This is a genomic window from Mucilaginibacter ginkgonis (assembly GCF_009754905.2).
GTDB classification, from domain to species: Bacteria; Bacteroidota; Bacteroidia; order Sphingobacteriales; family Sphingobacteriaceae; genus Mucilaginibacter; species Mucilaginibacter ginkgonis.
This window is the reverse complement of sequence record NZ_CP066775.1, coordinates 901884-919978: the sequence shown is the minus strand read 5'-3', so window position 1 is coordinate 919978 and position 18095 is coordinate 901884. Positions and strand designations below refer to the sequence as shown.

Genomic DNA, 18095 nt, shown 5'->3' with positions numbered 1-18095 from the left:
CATTTTATTAATCATAACGTCAAATATATATAGCATATAAAATCATGAAAAAATTCATCATAGCAACAGCATTAATTCTTACAGCATCTTTCAGCTCATTCGCAAACCTTGATACTCTACACTTCGCTTCAAAAGCAAAACAAGATATCGGTCAAGCAGATCTGGCTAAGCAAGACGTAGGGCAAGCTGATCTGGCTAAACAAGATGTTGGTCAGGCAGACTTAGCTAAGCAAGATGTTGGACAAGCTGATTTTGCTAAACAAGACGTTGGACAGGCAGATAACCACGCAAAACAAGACGTAGGCCAGGCAGACATCAAATAATTTATCAATCATCATTATCAATCAACTCAATAATTAATACCCCCTCAATATATAAGGTCATGAAAAAATTAATCATAGCATCAGCAATTGTTCTTTCAGCATCATTCACTTCATTCGCAAGCACTAACTCAAGCGTCAACGCATCTAAAGCTAAACAAGATGTTGGTCAGGCTGATCTTGCTAAACAAGATGTTGGTCAGGCAGACCTTGCTAAACAAGACGTTGGTCAGGCTGATTTCGCTAAACAAGATGTTGGTCAGGCAGACCTTGCTAAACAAGACGTTGGTCAGGCTGATTTCGCTAAACAAGATGTTGGTCAGGCAGATTTGGCTAAACAAGATGTTGGTCAGGCAGACTTAGCTAAACAAGATGTTGGTCAGGCTGATCTTGCTAAACAAGATGTTGGTCAGGCAGACTTAGCTAAACAAGATGTTGGTCAGGCAGACCTTGCTAAACAAGACGTTGGTCAGGCTGATTTCGCTAAACAAGATGTTGGTCAGGCTGATCTTGCTAAACAAGATGTTGGTCAGGCAGACTTAGCTAAACAAGATGTTGGTCAAGCTGATCTTGCTAAACAAGATGTTGGTCAGGCAGACTTAGCTAAACAAGATGTTGGTCAAGCTGATTTGGCTAAACAAGATGTTGGTCAGGCAGATCTTAGCTAAACAAGATGTTGGTCAAGCTGATTTGGCTAAACAGGCTGTTGGTCAGGCTGATCTTAAATAATTATTCTCTTTAACGAGCAGAAATTCAAAGTCATGAAAAAATTCATCATAGCCGCAGCAATTATAATCATATCAGGTATCACAGCACTATCTGTGGCAAAGAACCTGGATACTAAAGCAGAAGTAAAAACTATTAAGATAGAAAAAGCAGAATTTGCCGGCAAAGGCTTTAGCGCCGAGAAAAGCGATATCTCATCTGCAGATTAATTAGCGCACTACAATACACTTTTTACTCAGGCGCCTGCCCCCCACTTGCATTGAATATATATAAATGCCCGGCGCCAAATCAGCGGTCGAAACCGTAAACTGGTGATAACCGGAACTCTGATATTCATCGTAAAGTCCTTTCTCTTTAAGACCTGTTATATTATAAAGGTCTATCACTACCCTACCGGCCTGAGATAAGCTAAAACTTATTGTAGTGCTTTGATTAGCTGGGTTAGGAAAATTCTGGTCAAGCCCGATCAACAACAACTTTTCTTCAATGGCACGGTTTATCCCATCGAACCAGTCATAAGCCAAAACCTCAAATCCGCGTTGGTTGGGGTGAACACCATCCGCATTATATAAAGAAAAATCCCGACCAACATCTTTATTGATGTCAGCTATCAGCAAGTGATTGTCAGCAGCTATACGCTTATATATGTTGTTGATCTGCTTAACATATTGATTTACCAGTTTGTAAAAATCATTGTTCTGATCATTCACAAATTGTATAGTGCCTATAATGGGTATCAGGTTGGCATCTAATGCGGTCTTTACGAAATAACGCATATTAGCCGTTGTCTCCTGTATGGTCATCTTCTTATTCGCCAAAGCTATGGCGTCATTCAGGCCTATCAGGATCAATACAAACCCTGTACGCCCTGCAATTGCAGGTGCAAATCTGGGCCTGGCTATTGTGCTGGTCTCCCCCGGGATGCCGTTGTTGGTAATATCTATTTTCTTGCCGGTATAACAATGTTCCAGATACTGTTTAAGCGGATCTTCGAAATTATAACCGTACATACCATGAACGGTGCTGGCACCGAACGCGGTTATTATGATACTATCCTTTGCATAAAATTTTGACGCCGCGCTGCAGCTGGGTTGCTGGCCGGCCAATGGAATTACAACCGGGGCGGGTATTGGGCCTTGAGGGGTGCCCGGTGTGGTTGTTTGCGCCAAAACATAACCAAACGGAATAAAAGAGATGAAAAGAAAAAATACAATTCTTTTTAAATGCATCATCTTGAAAGTGTACAGCTAAACGGCACTACAATTAGCATTGTCTTTTAATGCAGGCAAGATACTTAGAATAAAATTTTTGCAATGTCAAAATTTTGGGGGTGTTGCAGTAAAATTCTGATTACAAAAATAGCCGGCTTAAGCATTTATTTAAACAAGCCAAATGGTTTTATTAGGTGTATCGATATATTTGCTGCAAACCTATTATTATGGAACAGATTAGATCTTATATAGATAAAAACCGCGACCGTTTTTTGGAAGAGCTGTTTGAGTTACTGCGCTTTCCGTCTGTAAGTGCCGACCCAAAATACAAAGACAGCGTATTGGCGACTGCAGACCATGTTGCCGGGAAGTTAAAAGATGCCGGTGCAGATAATGTAGAAGTGTGCCCAACCGCGGGCTACCCCATCGTTTACGGTGAAAAGATAATTGATAGTACAAAGCCAACTGTGCTGGTTTATGGCCACTATGATGTACAGCCACCGGATCCGCTGGAACTATGGAAAACCCCGCCGTTTGAACCGACAGTCCGCGATGGAAAGATCTACGCCCGTGGTGCCTGCGACGACAAAGGCCAGTTTTATATGCATGTTAAAGCATTTGAGTTGATGATGCAAACGGATACCTTGCTTTGTAACATCAAATTTATGATTGAGGGCGAAGAAGAAGTAGGCTCATCGAACCTGGGCATATTTGTAAAGAACAACAAAGAGAAGCTAAAGGCGGACATCGTGCTGATATCTGATACGTCTATGCTGAGCATGGAAAATCCGTCGTTAGAAACCGGCTTGCGGGGCTTATCATATCTCGAAGTAGAAGTTGTTGGCCCAAACCGCGATCTGCATTCAGGTGTGTACGGCGGTGCGGTAGCAAACCCTATCACCATTCTTACTAAGATGATCGCGAGCCTACACGACGAGAATAACCACATAACCGTTCCGGGTTTTTATGGGGATGTGATCGAGCTAACCGACCAGGAAAAAAGCGAACTGAACAGCGCCCCATATAACGAGGATGAGTACAAAAATGACCTTAAAGTAAATGAGCTTTGGGGCGAAAAAGGTTACAGCACGTTAGAGCGTACCGGTACCCGCCCTACCCTCGAAGTAAACGGAATCTGGGGTGGCTATATTGGCGAAGGTGCTAAAACGGTATTGCCATCAAAAGCTAATGCAAAGATCTCTATGCGCCTGGTTCCTAATCAGTCGTCAGAGAAGATCACGCAATTATTTACAGACCACTTTGAGAAGATAGCGCCTAAAAGCGTTAAAGTGACAGTTACACCGCATCACGGCGGCGAGCCGGTGGTTACTCCAACAGACAGTATTGCCTACAAAGCAGCACAAAAAGCCATTACAGAATCTTTTGGCAAAGCACCAATACCAACTCGCGGAGGTGGCAGCATACCTATTGTAGCTTTATTTGAAAAAGAATTGGGATTGAAAACTGTACTAATGGGATTTGGTCTCGACAGCGACGCATTGCACTCACCTAATGAGAAATACGACATTTTCAATTATTACAAAGGCATTGAGACTTTACCCCTGTTTCATAAATATTTTGCAGAGTTAAGCAAATAAATTTCTGACAGAGAAAAATTATTGCAGTTTGGCCTGGTTTATGTATTAACGTTCACAACTAAAAATAAACACGATTATGGCAACTGCAAAATCAAATTCAAAATCAGAAGCTTCAAAAGATTTGAAAAGCTCAACAACATCAAAAAGTGAAAAATCAGCTGCAGCAAAAACAATGAGCAGCGGAAGCAAAAAAAGCCACAGCAAATAATAATTGCTTAAGCTAACAACAAATCCTCCCGGCTTTCGCCGGGGGGATTTGTTGTTTTAGGCCTATATGAAAGTTCATATAAAGGTGCTACATTTAACTTAACCAATTATGGCATCTTAAACCTATTCTGCCAATGCCTTTAGCGGGCTTACTTCGTGCACAATTATTAACGGTACTTATTTGTCTGTACGCTTTAGTATCGTATGCGCAATTCCCTGCTTTAACACCTAAAACTCCGCCTATAATCTTAAAATTAGATGATCAGGGTAAACATAAGGTTGTTGTTGACTCACTTGCTGCCGTTTACAATCCGACAGACTCTGTGATGAAATTCAAATTCAAACCGGCATCTTTTGATTGTAGCACCACGGGGAAAAATACGGTAAATGTTGTGGGTTTCACCAATGGCGGTATCGAAAAGACAAATTCGGGCGCCCTTGGATATAAAAGTTTTGGAGGTTTAGTTTATGACCAAAGCGGCAATCTGTTTTCCGGAGATTCGGGGATCGGAATTATGCGAAAATTTGAACCTAATGGGCATTTTTCATTTTTCGCTGGAGATGGATTACCTGATGCAAGGAACGGACAAGGCAGAAGTGCAGGTCTTGGTATTTCTAGCCCCGGTGGGATGGTTTGCGATTCATTAGGCAATTTATTTTTCGCTGATAGTCAAAACAAGCTCATTCGCAAGCTGGACAAATATGGCACCGTCAGTACATATGCGGGCACAGGACAAGCGTTTGTAAAAGACGGCGACGCGCAATCTGCCAGTTTTTATTACCCGGGACTGCTTACAATGGATAAAACCGGTAATATGTATGTATCAGAAGGCACGTATAATTATATTAGGAAAATATCTCCGGAGGGTAATGTTACAACACTAAGAAATAAAGAAGGATTTATAATTGCCATGGAAGGGTCGATATCCGGCCTTTCATTAGACAATCAGGGCAACCTGTATGTGTGTGCCCGAAGAGGACCTACAGTGCAAGATGAAGTTTTTGTTAAAAAAATCACTCCATTGGGTGAGGTTTCCATTTTTTTTGACCCGCACACTTATTCATCACAAAATAACGATTTTACAACCATTTATCATGCACAGCCTGAGTGTACTTTATTTTTGCCGAATGGCGATCTTATTTATGGCGGTTTTGGCGAGTTAACCAAAGTATCGAAAAATGGCACGGCGACGATTATTGCGGGCTCGCGAAGTGTGGGGGGATCGGTCGATGGGCGCGGATCGGCGGCACGATTTACCTTGATCTCTTACGTAACACGCGACATTTGCGGAAACTTTATTGTTGTTGATGGAAATTATATTAGAAAGGTTACAATAGACGGTTTAGTTACAACGCTAATAGGAGGTTTAAACCCACCGGTTGACGAAGGTAATATAGGCACAAATAGCTGTCAGGTGGTAAGTGCTGATGTACCGGTCAAAGTGCAAAGCGTACCTAAATTCATCAACACATTTTCAGATCTCACGTTAAATGATTGCGCTAACCTGGCCAACTACACTACTAAAGCTAATACTGCTAATAATTGCCCTGACAACAACGTTACGGTAACGCAAACTCCGGCACCTAACTCACCCGTTTTCAATAATGTGCCCGTAAAAGTTACACTTACCGCCACGGATACTACAGGGGGCACAGCAACAACATCTTTCGTTGTGACCGCAAGATATTCAGGTTCGCTCCCCGGCAGGTCTGTTAGCGTTTCAGCCTCAAAAACGGCTATTTGTGCTGGCGAGCCGGTAACCTTTACGGCAACTTTAATTAACCCCGATGCCAATCCAAATTACCAATGGCTGGTAAATGGTTTTAGTGTTGGCAGTAACCAGCCTACTTTTTCAACAGGCAATTTGGCAAACGGTGACGTGATCAATTGTGCCGTTACAACAGGAAATGGCTGTGGTATACCAAACACGGGGTTACCCGTGGCAATGAGTGTTGATTCTCTGCCGGTGGTAACCCTGGCAAAACAAGAAAGTGTGATAGCCGGTTCTGGCGTAACACTTAAACCTATTGTAAATGGCAAAGTGGTGAACTATTTGTGGTCACCGGCGGCGGGGCTTAATGATATTAACTCGCCATCACCGATCGCTTCCCCAAACCAAACAACCACATATACGCTTTAAGTGACTACAGCGTTGGGTTGCAGTGCTCAAGCAAGCGAAACTATAAATGTGATCAGCACCGTTACCGCGCCTAATACGTTTACCCCTAACGGCGACGGAATAAATGATCTGTGGCAAATACCGCATTTAAGTGATTACACAAATTCTTCTTTAAAGATCTACAATCGGCTGGGGATTATTATTTACGAATCGAAAGGCTATACCGTTCCCTGGAATGGTACTGCAAATGGAAGTAATGTGCCTGCGGGTGCTTACTACTATATTATCGATCTAAAAGACGGTTCCAAACCTGTTACGGGCGAGGTCACCATTATCCGTTAATACTACAAGTACCAATGCTCGCATTTTCGCAAAAACGCTTCGTCTGCGTCTGCGCCAATGCCCGGCGCGTCATCTATCAGTAATTTGTATCCATCGTATCTTACACCGCCTATGCACGGGTCCTCCAGGTGGCCCAGCATGCAGGTGTCCATATCATAAAATTGCACATTCGGGCTGCTGTAAACAAAGTGCAGCTGTGCGCTAAGGCCAATGCGGCTTTCCAGCATCCCGCCCATCATACAAGGAATGTTGTGCTGCGCGGCTATATTATGGATCTTTTTTGCCTCGAGTATTCCGCCCGACTTAGCCATTTTTATATTGATGTAATCGCAAGATCCTGTTTCTATTTGCACGCGTGCATCATGATGGTTGTAGACGCTTTCGTCGGCCATGATCTTTACCGGAGACAGTTGCATCAGTTTAGGCAGTTGATCATTATCCCAGGTACGCATGGGCTGCTCACAAAAAGCCACATCAAAATCTTTCATACCCTGCAGGGCCAATACCGCGTCGTCAAAATCCCATCCCTGGTTAGCATCTATGCGTATCTGCATTTCCGGGCTCACAGCTTCACGGATCAGTTTTATACGTTCTATATCCTCAACCGCGTTCTTTCCAAGTTTCACTTTCAGGATTTTGGCGCCGCTATTTTTGAATTGCATTGCCTTATCGGCCATTTTTTGCGGCGACGCGATACCGATGGTAATATCACTTTCCACCTCGCGCTTTTCGCCACCTAAGAATTTATACAAAGGCAATCCCGCGTTTTTTGCGGCTACGTCATAGAGCGCACAGTCGAACGCGCTTTTTATGGTGCTGTTACCAGCAGTAAAATTGTGCAGTTCTTGCAATCGTGCTTGAATGTCCAGAGCATTTTGCCCCTTCCACAATTTAGCAAAATCGCGCGCCATCACCAGGCAGGTATCCTGCGTTTCTCCAACGATCATCGGGAATGCTGAGCACTCGCCAACGCCGTAAAGTCCCCCGCTGGTATGTACCTTGATAAAGGTGTTTTGGGCATAATCCATGGTACCGGTAGCGATGGTGAACGGCTCCATTGCGATGCTGAAACGATAAATATCGACCCCGGTAATGGTTAGTTGTGGCATGGGGCTAAGGTAAGTAATGAATGGGAATTGCAAGCTTAATTGCGGTAGGGATAGTAGCGTAAAACCATCAGTGCAATGCCAATAGAAGCCCCACCCTAACCCTCCCCCGGGAGGAAGGGGATTAAATTGCATTAGGGATAGTGCCTGAAAATTTCTCCACCACATCTTTGCGAACCGCCAACGGCGGTGTGGCAATCCCCAACCTGGTTTTATAAGCCGCTATGGGATTGCTTCGTCATTTTATTCTTCGCAATGACGCTCTTGTGGAGTTTCATTTACACATCCGTATATCTGCGCATCCTCTCATACGCACATCCACTTTATTTGCACATCCGCACAAATCTGTTATATTTGTGTTGTTAATCTTACACACCGCCACTCAGCGCGTCTCCTGTACGCAAACTTACGCGGTTGCCATTTTTTCACTTTTAATTTTAATAATTGATGGTATCGTCATATACAGATATGCCGGGCGATTTTGATTATAACTCGACCCGCAGCAAACTTTTACTTACGGAATACGGCCGCAATGTGCAGAACATGGTAAAGTACATTTGCGAACTGCCCGATAAAGAAGAACGTAACAAATATGCCCAGGTGGTAATAGACCTGATGGGCTTTTTAAACCCGCACCTGCGCGATGTGGCCGATTTTAAGCACAAATTGTGGGACCACCTGCACATTATATCTAACTACAAGATAGATGTCGATTCGCCTTACCCCGCGCCTGAGCCGGATGTGCTGACCGCCAAACCCGCACCGCTTAAATATCCGCATCAGCGTATTAAGTACAAGCACTATGGCAAAACAATAGAGTTGATGATGGATAAGGCCAAGGCCATTGATGAACCTGCCCGTAAACAGCACATGGTGCAGTCTATAGCCAACTTTATGAAAATGGCTTATGTGCAATGGAATAAGGACACCGTTGCCGACGAAACCATCATTGCCGATCTGAAAGCCATGTCCGGCGGCGAACTGGCGTTGGAAGAGAACACCAACCTGGCCCGTGTTGAGTACCGTGCTCCGGTAACTAATAATGCCCGTGGCCGCAACCAAAACAATAACCAACGCAATAACAACCAAAACAACCGCAACCAGAATAATAACCAGCGGAACAATAACAATCAGAATAACCGCAACCGTAATAACGGCGGCAAGAAGTACTAATTTTTGACAGGTGGTAATCCATCCGGCATCGGTTAATTTGCATGACCGGGTATTTTTGCGTTAGCGATAGTAGCGAAAAGCCCGGAATCCCGCACAATTGCGGGATGAGGACTTGTAGGGCATAGCGCGACCCCGATTCATCGGGGTAACGCCCAAAATCTACGTAAACAAACTATTGACGTTGCTTTTAATAATGGTCGTTTCCTGACAAAAATTAATTCTAAGTCCCTACCAATCCTGCTTTGATATCGAATTTGATTTACGCTTGTTTTTCCCTTTGTAATTCTTTCGTGTAACTTAGCAGCAAATCCGGCTGCCTGGTTGGGTTGTACCAAATAATACCTATGAAAAACGCATTTGTTATAAAGGGCGGCAAACCGCTTAAAGGCGAGATCATCCCTCAGGGCGCTAAAAATGAGGCCTTGCAGATACTTTCTGCTGTGCTGCTTACGCCGGAACCGGTAACCATCAGTAACATACCAGACATTGTTGACGTTAACAAACTTATAGAACTATTGGGCGATATGGGTGTTATCGTAACCCGCCTTGCACCCGATACTTATCGTTTTGAGGCAAAGGATATCAATGTAGATTTCTTTAGTTCTGAAGAATTTAAGGCCAAGGGTGGTGGTTTACGCGGGTCGATCATGATAGTAGGCCCGCTTCTGGCGCGTTTTGGCAAAGCTGCTATACCGAAACCAGGCGGTGATAAAATTGGCCGTCGCAGGTTAGATACCCACTTTTTAGGATTCGAGAAATTGGGCGCGCGGTTTAACTACAACCCCGAGAACGGCTTTTATAATGTAGATGCCAGCAACTTGCAGGGTACATATATTTTACTTGACGAAGCTTCTGTAACCGGTACTGCTAACGTGGTAATGGCTGCGGTATTGGCTAAGGGTACTACCACTTTATATAACGCCGCCTGCGAGCCCTATCTGCAGCAGCTTTGTAAAATGCTTAACCGCATGGGCGCGAAGATCAGCGGTATTGGATCCAATCTGCTCACCATCGAGGGTGTAGAAAAATTGGGTGGCACAGAGCACCGCATGCTGCCGGATATGATAGAGATAGGGTCTTTCATAGGCCTTGCGGCGATGACAGGTTCCGAGATCACCATCAAAGACGTTCAGTATAAAGAGTTGGGCATGATCCCCGATACGTTTAAGCGTTTGGGCATAAAAATGGAGCTTCGCGGCGACGATATTTATATCCCCGCGCAGGAGCATTACGAGATAGAAACTTTCATAGATGGCTCGAGCATGACCATTGCCGATGCGCCCTGGCCGGGTTTTACCCCCGACTTGCTAAGCATTTGCCTGGTGGTTGCTACCCAGGCCAAAGGGTCGGTATTGATCCACCAGAAAATGTTTGAAAGCCGGTTGTTCTTTGTAGACAAGCTTTTGGATATGGGTGCGCAGATCATTTTGTGCGATCCGCACCGTGCCGCTGTTATCGGGTTAGATAACCAGGTGAAACTGCGTGGTATATCCATGACTTCGCCGGACATCCGCGCCGGGGTATCATTGCTTATCGCGGCCTTATCAGCACAAGGCGAATCGACCATTTATAATATAGAGCAAATAGAACGTGGGTATCAGCACATAGATGAGCGTTTAAAAGCACTCGGTGCCGATATTACAAGAATATGATTTTGTAAGCCCTCTCCGAAATGAGAGGGTTTTTATTTATATAAACGCCAGCATTGCCGCGCTCATGGCTATCATCAGGCCATCTTCAATAATGGTTACGGTGCTCATTGGCAGGTTAAACACCGCTCCCAGGCATGCGCATTTGATGGCCCGCTTGTTAAGTACGCTTTGCAGAACGCCGATGATACTTACCCCCATTACTAAAATGGTAGCTGTATTGGTAACAAGTGGATTATAGTTCACTGCATAAGCAAAACCCAAAGCCAATTCAATAAATGCATAAATGTATCCCCACGCGTTAAATTTTCTGGCAATGACATCATACATAGCGTAACTTTCTGCGAAGCCTTCAAGGTTCAGCATTTTGAAAAAGGAGAATACCAGGAAAAAGCCCGCCATGAAAGCCCGCATAGCGGTCATGATCTCAAAATTACCGCTATAGCTTCCGGCGCTTATAGATACGCCAAGCACGTAGCCAAAAATCAGCAAGATAGGTTTGTAGGTTTTAATCCATGTTTTTGATGCTTCTTGCCCGGGCTCGAACACCGCCTTTGGCATGGCGACATTTACGTCGCTGATCTGATACTTTGGATAATCTTTAAGCGCTTCCTTAAAGCTATTTGTATCGATGTGCGATTCCATTTCCACCCGTGCTTCACCGCCAGGCAAATCCACATTTACGGATTTTACGCCGTTAACGCCGCTCAAAAGGGTTTGCACTTTATATTGACATCCGGCGCAAGTCATGCCGGTGATTTTATAGGTATGTTCCATGTATTACAAATTTACAATACGTGCTGTCATTCATTTTACATATTTAGTCCTGGCGAGATGCGGAGGATATTAAATGAACATTTGAAATCTGGATTTCTTAATTAACTTTAGCCAACCAATAACCAATTAATGCCTTACCGTAACAGAAAGTCGACATACGGCAACTTTATCCTCATTTTTGTAGGCATTAAGATACTGTTCAACTTACTGGCAATAAACCACTTCGGTTTTCACCGGGATGAGTTGCTGCACCTGGCATTAGGCAACCATCTGGCCTGGGGATATAAAGAAGTCCCACCGTTTATAGCGTTATTGGCTAATATCATTTTACATGTTTTTGGCAACTCGCTGATCGCAACGCGGATCTTTCCAACGCTTTTTGCGGCGGTAATGGTTTGGTTTGCCGGGAAACTGGTTGTTGAAATGGGTGGGCGTAAAATGGCTATTACCATAGCTTGTTTGACGCTTATATTTTCGCCTGCGTTTGCCGCTAGCGACTATCTATTCCAGCCTGTCATTTTCGACCAGTTTTGGTGGCTGTTAGCAGCCTACCTTGTCGTTCGGTACATCAATACCAAAAACAATCTTAATTTATACCTGCTTGGCGTAGTGGTAGGTGTTGGTTTGCTAAACAAGTACACTATGGCATTTTTTGTGGTGTCATTGATCATCGGCTTATTACTGAGCCGCCAGCACAGGGTGATCTTAAGCCGTCAGTTTGTAATAAGCGCGCTTATCGCAGTTATGATATTCCTGCCCAACGCCATCTGGCAAGCTACTCACCATATGCCTATTGTAACGCACATGGGCAAGTTGGCCAAGTATCAATTAGACGGTAACAGCCGGACTGATTTCATTATTCAGCAGTTTCTTTGTAATGGCACCGGCTTATTTGTATGGATTACCGGTTTACTTGCGCTTTTCCTGTCGTACCGTTTGCGCAAATATTTATTTCTGGGTATAGCCTACCTGCTGGTATTTGCATTCCTGCTAAAAATGCACGGTAAGATCTATTACTTGTTTCCTGCTTATCCCATGCTGTTTGCAGCCGGCGGATATATGATTGAAAGCTGGATCCGCAAGAAATGGCTGGGATTAAGAGTGGTAGCCATCGTTATCGTGATTGTACCTAATCTTGTGCTGTTTCCGTTAGTGCTGCCTTTTTTATCGCTTCAACAGACATTAAGTTACACCGCAGCAACAGCAAAGAGATTGCATTCGGTAAGATTTTTAATGACCTGGGAAGACCGCAAACAGCACCCGCTTACGCAAGACTATGCCGACATGCTAAGCTGGGAGGAAATGGTGAGCAAGACGGCCAAAGTATATCACAGCCTAAGTCCGGAGGAGCAGCAGCAAACTGTAATCCTGGCAGATAATTATGGCGAAGCCGGCGCCTTTGTGCACTTTGGGCCCAAATACGGTCTGCCGCAGATAGTAAGTTTGGATAGTAGTTTTGCCTTGTGGGCACCGGCAAGCATCACTCCTCAAAATTTAATTTACGTTAGCGATGATAATGATGTGAGCGATTTGACACCTTTGGCAGCGTCGACAACCCGCGCTGATGGCGTAACTAACCCACTGGCCCGCGAATTCGGCACGGGTATATTCCTGATCAAAGGGTTGAAGCCACAACTTCAACAGATTTATAAAAAGGTGTTGAACGAAAGGCTGTCTGAATAACGTGTAAGTGCAATGCGATACTGAGGCCCCGATTTAATTTCACTTCTGAAGATGGCTAAATACATTTAGCTTAACGCATCCGCATATCTACTCATCTGCACATTTACTTATTCGCACATTCACTCATCCGCACATCTGCACATCTCTTATCCCGCCATCGCGTTGATAATGTCGTATTGCGTAATTATTTCTATTTCGCCCTTATCATCTTCTACCAATACAGCAATATTATCCTTATTGATCATCGACGAGATTTTGTCAATTGAGGCATTTAAATCAACAAATGGAAAAGGGGGCGTTGTAATTGTTTTAACGGCAGCAGATCGCAAGCCCGGGTTGTCTAACATAGCATCAAGGATGTCGCTTTCTGTGATCTTGCCAATAACCATGCCTTGCTGCGTAACCGGTATCTGCGAAATGTTCATCGCCTTGATGGTGCGGATAGCCTCTAACACCGTTTTCTCAGAGTCGATGGTGATGATCTCTGAGCTTTCTTTTGTAGCAATGATCTCACGTGCGGTAAGTTTCTCATCTTTCAGAAAACCACGTTCGCGCAGCCAGTCTTCATTATACATTTTACCAAGGTAACGGGTACCATGATCCGGGAATATGATGACTACCAAGTCGCCTTCTTTAAAACGATCTTTCATCTGTAAAGCACCCGCCACTGCAGAACCTGTTGAGTTGCCTGCAAAAATGCCTTCTTTTAAAGCAATCTCGCGCGTCATCAAGGCCGCGTCTTTATCACTTACTTTTTCGAAATGGTCTATCAAACTAAAGTCGACGTTTTCCGGCAAAAAGTCTTCGCCGATGCCTTCGGTTATGTAAGGATAGATTTCATTCTTGTCGAAAACACCCGTTTCTTTGTATTTTTTGAAAACCGAGCCGTAGGTATCAATGCCTAATATCTGAATATTTGGGTTCTTCTCCTTTAAATATTTGGCCGTGCCCGAAATTGTTCCGCCGGTACCTACCCCAACTATCAAGTGGGTTATTTTTCCCTCGGTTTGGTCCCATATCTCCGGGCCGGTTTGTTCATAATGCGCCTGCGAGTTCGACAGGTTATCATACTGGTTAGGTTTCCATGAATTAGGAACCTCTTTGATTAGCCTCGAAGAAACTGAATAGTAGGAACGCGGATCTTCCGGGTCTACATTGGTTGGACAAACGATCACCTCGGCACCAAAGGCGCGTAATGCATCGAATTTTTCTTTACTCTGCTTATCTGTACTGGTAAAAATACACTTGTAACCTTTAATGACAGCTGCAATGGCCAAGCCCATACCAGTATTACCAGACGTGCCTTCTATAATTGTACCACCCGGTTTAAGGCGGCCATCTGCCTCGGCATCCTCGATCATTTTAAGGGCCATACGGTCTTTTATAGAATTACCGGGGTTAGTTGTTTCTATTTTGGCCAATACCGTAGCCGGAATGTCTTTTACAATTTTATTGAGTTTAACCAGCGGCGTATTGCCTATGGTTTCGAGGATATTATTGTACCACATAGTATCAGCAAAGTTGCGAATACGCGGCGGAATATCTGCACTTTAATTGTAAGAATAGTTAGATACATGGTACAATTAATACAACTCAGCCAGTAAAATATGTAGTGTATAAGTACAATCTATAGTCGGATTTGATGAGAAACTTATTTTGGGCGTTACCCCTTCAGGGTCACGCTTTCCGCTGCAAGTCCTCCCCGTTAGCCAACGGGTACGGGCTATCCGCTGCAATCGCTAATGCAGCTTGTATATTTGATTGCGAGACTCATTTTTATCAGGAAAACATACTTAGTAACTGTCCTATGAGATGCCGAAACAAGTTCGGCATGACGGTATGGTTTGAGGCATTCTGGTTACTACGTTGTTCATAACGGCATAACGGTAAAACGACAAAGCCCTTGTCTTTTAAACAGGGGCTTTGTTTAGGTTCCTCTCCTTCGGAGAAGTTAGGGAGAAGTGTTTAAAATCTTAAGTGCTTGACAGTTAAACCGCCGTTAATCAATTGCTTTAAAGATTCGATACCTATCTTAAGGTGATTTTCTACATAATTGCCGGTAACTTTTGAGTCGCTTTCGGCAGTTTTAACACCTTCAGGGATCATTGGCTGGTCTGATACCAAAAGCAGTGCGCCGGTTGGGATTTTGTTGGCAAAACCTGTAGTGAATATCGTAGCTGTTTCCATGTCAACAGCCATTGCCCTAAGGGTCTTTAAATAGCGTTTAAACTCTTTGTCATGTTCCCACACACGGCGGTTGGTGGTATAACAGGTGCCGGTCCAGTAGTCATGGCCTTGCTCGCGCATGGTTGTCGATATCGCTTTTTGCAACGCGAACGATGGCAGGGCCGGAACCTCGGGTGGTAAATAATCATTTGATGTACCCTCGCCCCTGATGGCCGCGATCGGCAGGATCATGTCGCCGACATTATTCTTGCGTTTCAATCCCCCGCACTTGCCTAAGAATATCACCGCTTTAGGGTGGATAGCAGTAAGCAGATCCATCACGGTAGCGGCTACGGGGCTGCCCATACCGAAGTTAATGATGGTAATACCCTGGGCGGTTACGCTTTGCATGGGTTTGTCGAGACCCATAATGGGCGCATTCTCATTCCATTCAGAGAATAGCTGTAAGTATTTAGAAAAGTTGGTGAGTATAATGTAGCCGCCAAATTGGTCAAGAGTGCGGCCGGTATAACGCGGCAGCCAGTTTGCTACAATGTCTTCTTTGTTCTTTAACCCCGATTTTACAGGGCTTGTTACCTCTTTTACCTGGGCCGCGTTTTCTACGATCTCAGGATTTTTTTTGATGTTGAGTTCTTCGTTCATATGCCTCTTTTAACGTGCCTCCCACCATTAGGAGGGCTTTTATATCACGAACTTTCGGGTTTTATTCTGCTTGTAAAAGCATGCTGCAGAAGATCTCTCCCTTCAGTTCGAGATGACATTTCGTGATTACGAAACCTTTTTATACAACAAACCCCGGCGTTTCACCAGGGCTCGTTTTCTTGTATGCTGCAAATATACAGCTTTTATTTTTAACAGGCGGTTAAGCCACCTTTAACTTTTTGAGGTCGCTCTTCTCGAACTTCTCGCGGGCATAATCTAAAGTTACGCTTAAGTGTTTTACATCTTTTTGAGACGGAAACTCAAACATGGCGTCTATCATTATAGCCTCGCATATAGAACGCAGACCGCGGGCACCGAGTTTAAATTCCATCGCTTTGTCGACTATGAAATCAAGCACATCTTTATCAAAGTCCAGCTTCACATGCTCATAATCAAACAGTTTTTTGTACTGTTTAAGCAGCGAGTTCTTTGGCTCAGTCAAAATATTGTGCAGCGCGTCCCTGTCTAACGGATTCAAATACGTTAAAACTGGTAAACGGCCGATCAGCTCCGGAATCAAACCAAATGATTTCAAATCCTGTGGAGTAATATACTTATACAGATTTTTCAGGTCTATCTCGTGGTCGTCATTCTTAAACTTATAACCCACTGTTTGCGTACGCAACCTGTTAGCGATCTTTTTCTCGATACCGTCAAAAGCGCCGCCGCAAATAAATAAGATGTTGCTGGTGTTCACGGTGATCATCTTTTGATCAGGGTGTTTACGGCCGCCTTGTGGCGGTACGTTCACCATTGTACCTTCTAGAATTTTTAATAAGGCTTGCTGCACTCCTTCGCCTGATACATCGCGGGTGATAGAGGCATTATCGCTCTTACGGGCGATCTTGTCAACCTCATCTATATACACAATGCCTTTTTCGGCAGCGGTAACGTCGTAATCGGCAGCCTGCAGCAGGCGCGTCAAAATGCTTTCAACGTCTTCACCTACATAACCTGCTTCTGTTAGCACTGTTGCATCGCATATACAAAATGGCACGTTCAGTACCTTGGCAACCGTCTTAGCCAACAAGGTTTTACCGGTACCGGTTTCACCCACCATAATGATGTTCGATTTCTCAATCTCTACTTCATCTTTATCTACGCGCTGGTTAAGGCGTTTGTAGTGGTTATATACGGCAACGGCTAATATCTTCTTGGCATCATCCTGGCCTATCACATACTCGTCCAAGTGAGCCTTAAGCTCGGCAGGGTTTAAGATAGATGGCGCAGATGGTGAAGATTTAACTTTGCGTACCTTAAGTTCTTCGGCAAGTATATCATTAGCCTGGTTAACGCACTTATCGCAGATATGGGCATCAAGACCGGCTATCAGCATCAGAGAATCCTGTTTACCGGCTCCGCAGAACGAACACCTGATTTCTTTGCTGTTTTTGTTCATTTCAAAAGGATTAATATCAAATTTAACTAATAAGGCGCAATCGGCACAAACTTAATAACATTAAACCCCAAACGGGGCTTAATGTTATTTTTAAATTTATTTTTTGTCGGCGTTGTTGCGCAAAACCTCGTCGACCATACCAAAGTCCTTCGCCTCATCAGCGATCATCCAATGGTCACGGTCAGATGCTTCCCAAACTTTCTCATAAGAAGTACCGCTGTGTTTAGAGATGATCTCGTACAATTCTTTTTTCAATTTTTGTATCTCACGGGCAGTGATCTCAATGTCTGAAGCCTGGCCTTGGGCGCCACCCAACGGCTGGTGAATCATTACACGAGAGTGCGGTAACGCAGCACGCTTGCCATCTGCACCTGCGCATAGCAATACTGCAGCCATAGATGCAGCCATACCTGTACAGATAGTAGCGACATCATTAGATACAAATTGCATGGTATCATAAATACCTAAACCTGCATAAACAGAACCGCCCGGTGAGTTAATATAGATTTGGATATCGCGTTTTGCATCGGCCGACTGTAAGAACAGCAATTGCGCCTGGATGATGTTCGCGATATTCTCATAAATAGCATCACCTAAAAAGATGATACGGTCCATCATTAAACGTGAGAACACATCTAATTGCGAAATATTTAACTGGCGCTCCTCTATGATGTAAGGCGTCATGTCAACCGGCTGATGGATACCGGTAGGCATCATTTTATGTTCTACGCTCGATATAAATTTATCTACGTACATGCCGTTAATGCGGTGGTGCTTAACAGCGTAGTTCCTGAATTCTTGTTTATTAATGTTATTCATGTTAATGGTTATTGAAATCTTTTAAAATGTTATTGAGATATGCAAAACAGTGGAATAATATCACCTTCCTTTTTGC

General features: G+C 44.0%; 17 protein-coding genes. 10 read left to right on the top strand and 7 right to left on the bottom strand.

Going from position 1 to position 18095, the window contains the following annotated elements:
- Positions 1-44 precede the first annotated feature (44 nt).
- From GO620_RS04195 to GO620_RS04180, 3 genes are all read left to right on the top strand, one after another.
- Positions 45-323 carry a hypothetical protein gene (locus tag GO620_RS04195; RefSeq protein WP_157526551.1) on the top strand — a complete coding sequence of 93 codons (279 nt, stop codon included), beginning with the start codon at positions 45-47 and terminating at the stop codon, positions 321-323.
- A gap of 59 nt (positions 324-382) precedes the next feature.
- On the top strand, positions 383-988 hold the full coding sequence (locus GO620_RS17520) for a pentapeptide repeat-containing protein (RefSeq protein ID WP_244139457.1): 606 nt from the start codon (positions 383-385) through the stop codon (positions 986-988).
- 93 nt (positions 989-1081) lie between these two features.
- Positions 1082-1255: a hypothetical protein gene (locus tag GO620_RS04180; RefSeq protein WP_157526550.1), complete on the top strand. Its 174-nt coding sequence runs from the start codon at positions 1082-1084 to the stop codon at positions 1253-1255.
- Here GO620_RS04180 and GO620_RS04175 read toward each other — a convergent pair whose 3' ends face one another.
- Positions 1256-2278, bottom strand: coding sequence for a GDSL-type esterase/lipase family protein (locus GO620_RS04175; RefSeq protein WP_157526549.1), 1023 nt, complete (start codon positions 2276-2278; stop codon positions 1256-1258).
- A 206-nt stretch (positions 2279-2484) separates the two neighbouring features.
- Here GO620_RS04175 and GO620_RS04170 point away from each other — a divergent pair, with 206 nt between their 5' ends.
- The 4 genes from GO620_RS04170 to GO620_RS04160 all read left to right on the top strand — a co-directional run bounded on the left by GO620_RS04170 (position 2485) and on the right by GO620_RS04160 (position 6524).
- Positions 2485-3855, top strand: a complete 1371-nt coding sequence (locus tag GO620_RS04170) for a dipeptidase (protein ID WP_157526548.1) — start codon at positions 2485-2487, stop codon at positions 3853-3855.
- Positions 3856-3931: 76 nt separating this feature from the next.
- Entirely contained in the window at positions 3932-4063 is a 132-nt protein-coding gene (locus GO620_RS17300; protein ID WP_262895027.1) for a hypothetical protein, read from the top strand.
- 133 nt (positions 4064-4196) lie between these two features.
- Positions 4197-6203, top strand: coding sequence for an NHL repeat-containing protein (locus tag GO620_RS04165; protein WP_157526547.1), 2007 nt, complete (start codon positions 4197-4199; stop codon positions 6201-6203).
- Positions 6204-6524: a gliding motility-associated C-terminal domain-containing protein gene (locus GO620_RS04160; protein ID WP_157526546.1), complete on the top strand. Its 321-nt coding sequence runs from the start codon at positions 6204-6206 to the stop codon at positions 6522-6524.
- Between the two features lie 2 nt (positions 6525-6526).
- Here the strand turns inward: GO620_RS04160 and GO620_RS04155 are convergent, their stop codons facing one another.
- The gene (locus GO620_RS04155; protein WP_157526545.1) at positions 6527-7633 is read right to left on the bottom strand and encodes a mandelate racemase/muconate lactonizing enzyme family protein; all 1107 of its coding nucleotides are present in this window, start codon (positions 7631-7633) and stop codon (positions 6527-6529) included.
- A gap of 444 nt (positions 7634-8077) precedes the next feature.
- Here GO620_RS04155 and GO620_RS04150 point away from each other — a divergent pair, with 444 nt between their 5' ends.
- The gene (locus GO620_RS04150; RefSeq protein WP_157526544.1) at positions 8078-8803 is read left to right on the top strand and encodes a DUF4290 domain-containing protein; all 726 of its coding nucleotides are present in this window, start codon (positions 8078-8080) and stop codon (positions 8801-8803) included.
- Positions 8804-9147: 344 nt separating this feature from the next.
- Entirely contained in the window at positions 9148-10455 is a 1308-nt protein-coding gene (gene murA / locus GO620_RS04145; RefSeq protein ID WP_157526543.1) for a UDP-N-acetylglucosamine 1-carboxyvinyltransferase, read from the top strand.
- Positions 10456-10491: 36 nt separating this feature from the next.
- On the opposite strand, the gene GO620_RS04140 is transcribed toward murA, so the two are convergent.
- On the bottom strand, positions 10492-11229 hold the full coding sequence (locus GO620_RS04140; RefSeq protein ID WP_157526542.1) for a heavy-metal-associated domain-containing protein: 738 nt from the start codon (positions 11227-11229) through the stop codon (positions 10492-10494).
- A gap of 129 nt (positions 11230-11358) precedes the next feature.
- Between GO620_RS04140 and GO620_RS04135 the strand changes: the two genes are divergently transcribed.
- The gene (locus GO620_RS04135; protein ID WP_157526541.1) at positions 11359-12912 is read left to right on the top strand and encodes an ArnT family glycosyltransferase; all 1554 of its coding nucleotides are present in this window, start codon (positions 11359-11361) and stop codon (positions 12910-12912) included.
- Positions 12913-13058: 146 nt separating this feature from the next.
- Here GO620_RS04135 and GO620_RS04130 read toward each other — a convergent pair whose 3' ends face one another.
- The 4 genes from GO620_RS04130 to clpP all read right to left on the bottom strand — a co-directional run bounded on the left by GO620_RS04130 (position 13059) and on the right by clpP (position 18019).
- Positions 13059-14420 (bottom strand): pyridoxal-phosphate dependent enzyme, encoded by a 1362-nt coding sequence (locus GO620_RS04130; protein WP_157526540.1) that lies wholly within the window; start codon positions 14418-14420, stop codon positions 13059-13061.
- A 457-nt stretch (positions 14421-14877) separates the two neighbouring features.
- Entirely contained in the window at positions 14878-15741 is an 864-nt protein-coding gene (locus GO620_RS04125; protein ID WP_157526539.1) for an AMP nucleosidase, read from the bottom strand.
- A gap of 220 nt (positions 15742-15961) precedes the next feature.
- Positions 15962-17200, bottom strand: coding sequence for an ATP-dependent Clp protease ATP-binding subunit ClpX (clpX, locus tag GO620_RS04120; RefSeq protein WP_157526538.1), 1239 nt, complete (start codon positions 17198-17200; stop codon positions 15962-15964).
- Between the two features lie 96 nt (positions 17201-17296).
- Positions 17297-18019: an ATP-dependent Clp endopeptidase proteolytic subunit ClpP gene (gene clpP, locus GO620_RS04115; RefSeq protein ID WP_157526537.1), complete on the bottom strand. Its 723-nt coding sequence runs from the start codon at positions 18017-18019 to the stop codon at positions 17297-17299.
- Between the last annotated feature and the right edge of the window lie 76 nt (positions 18020-18095).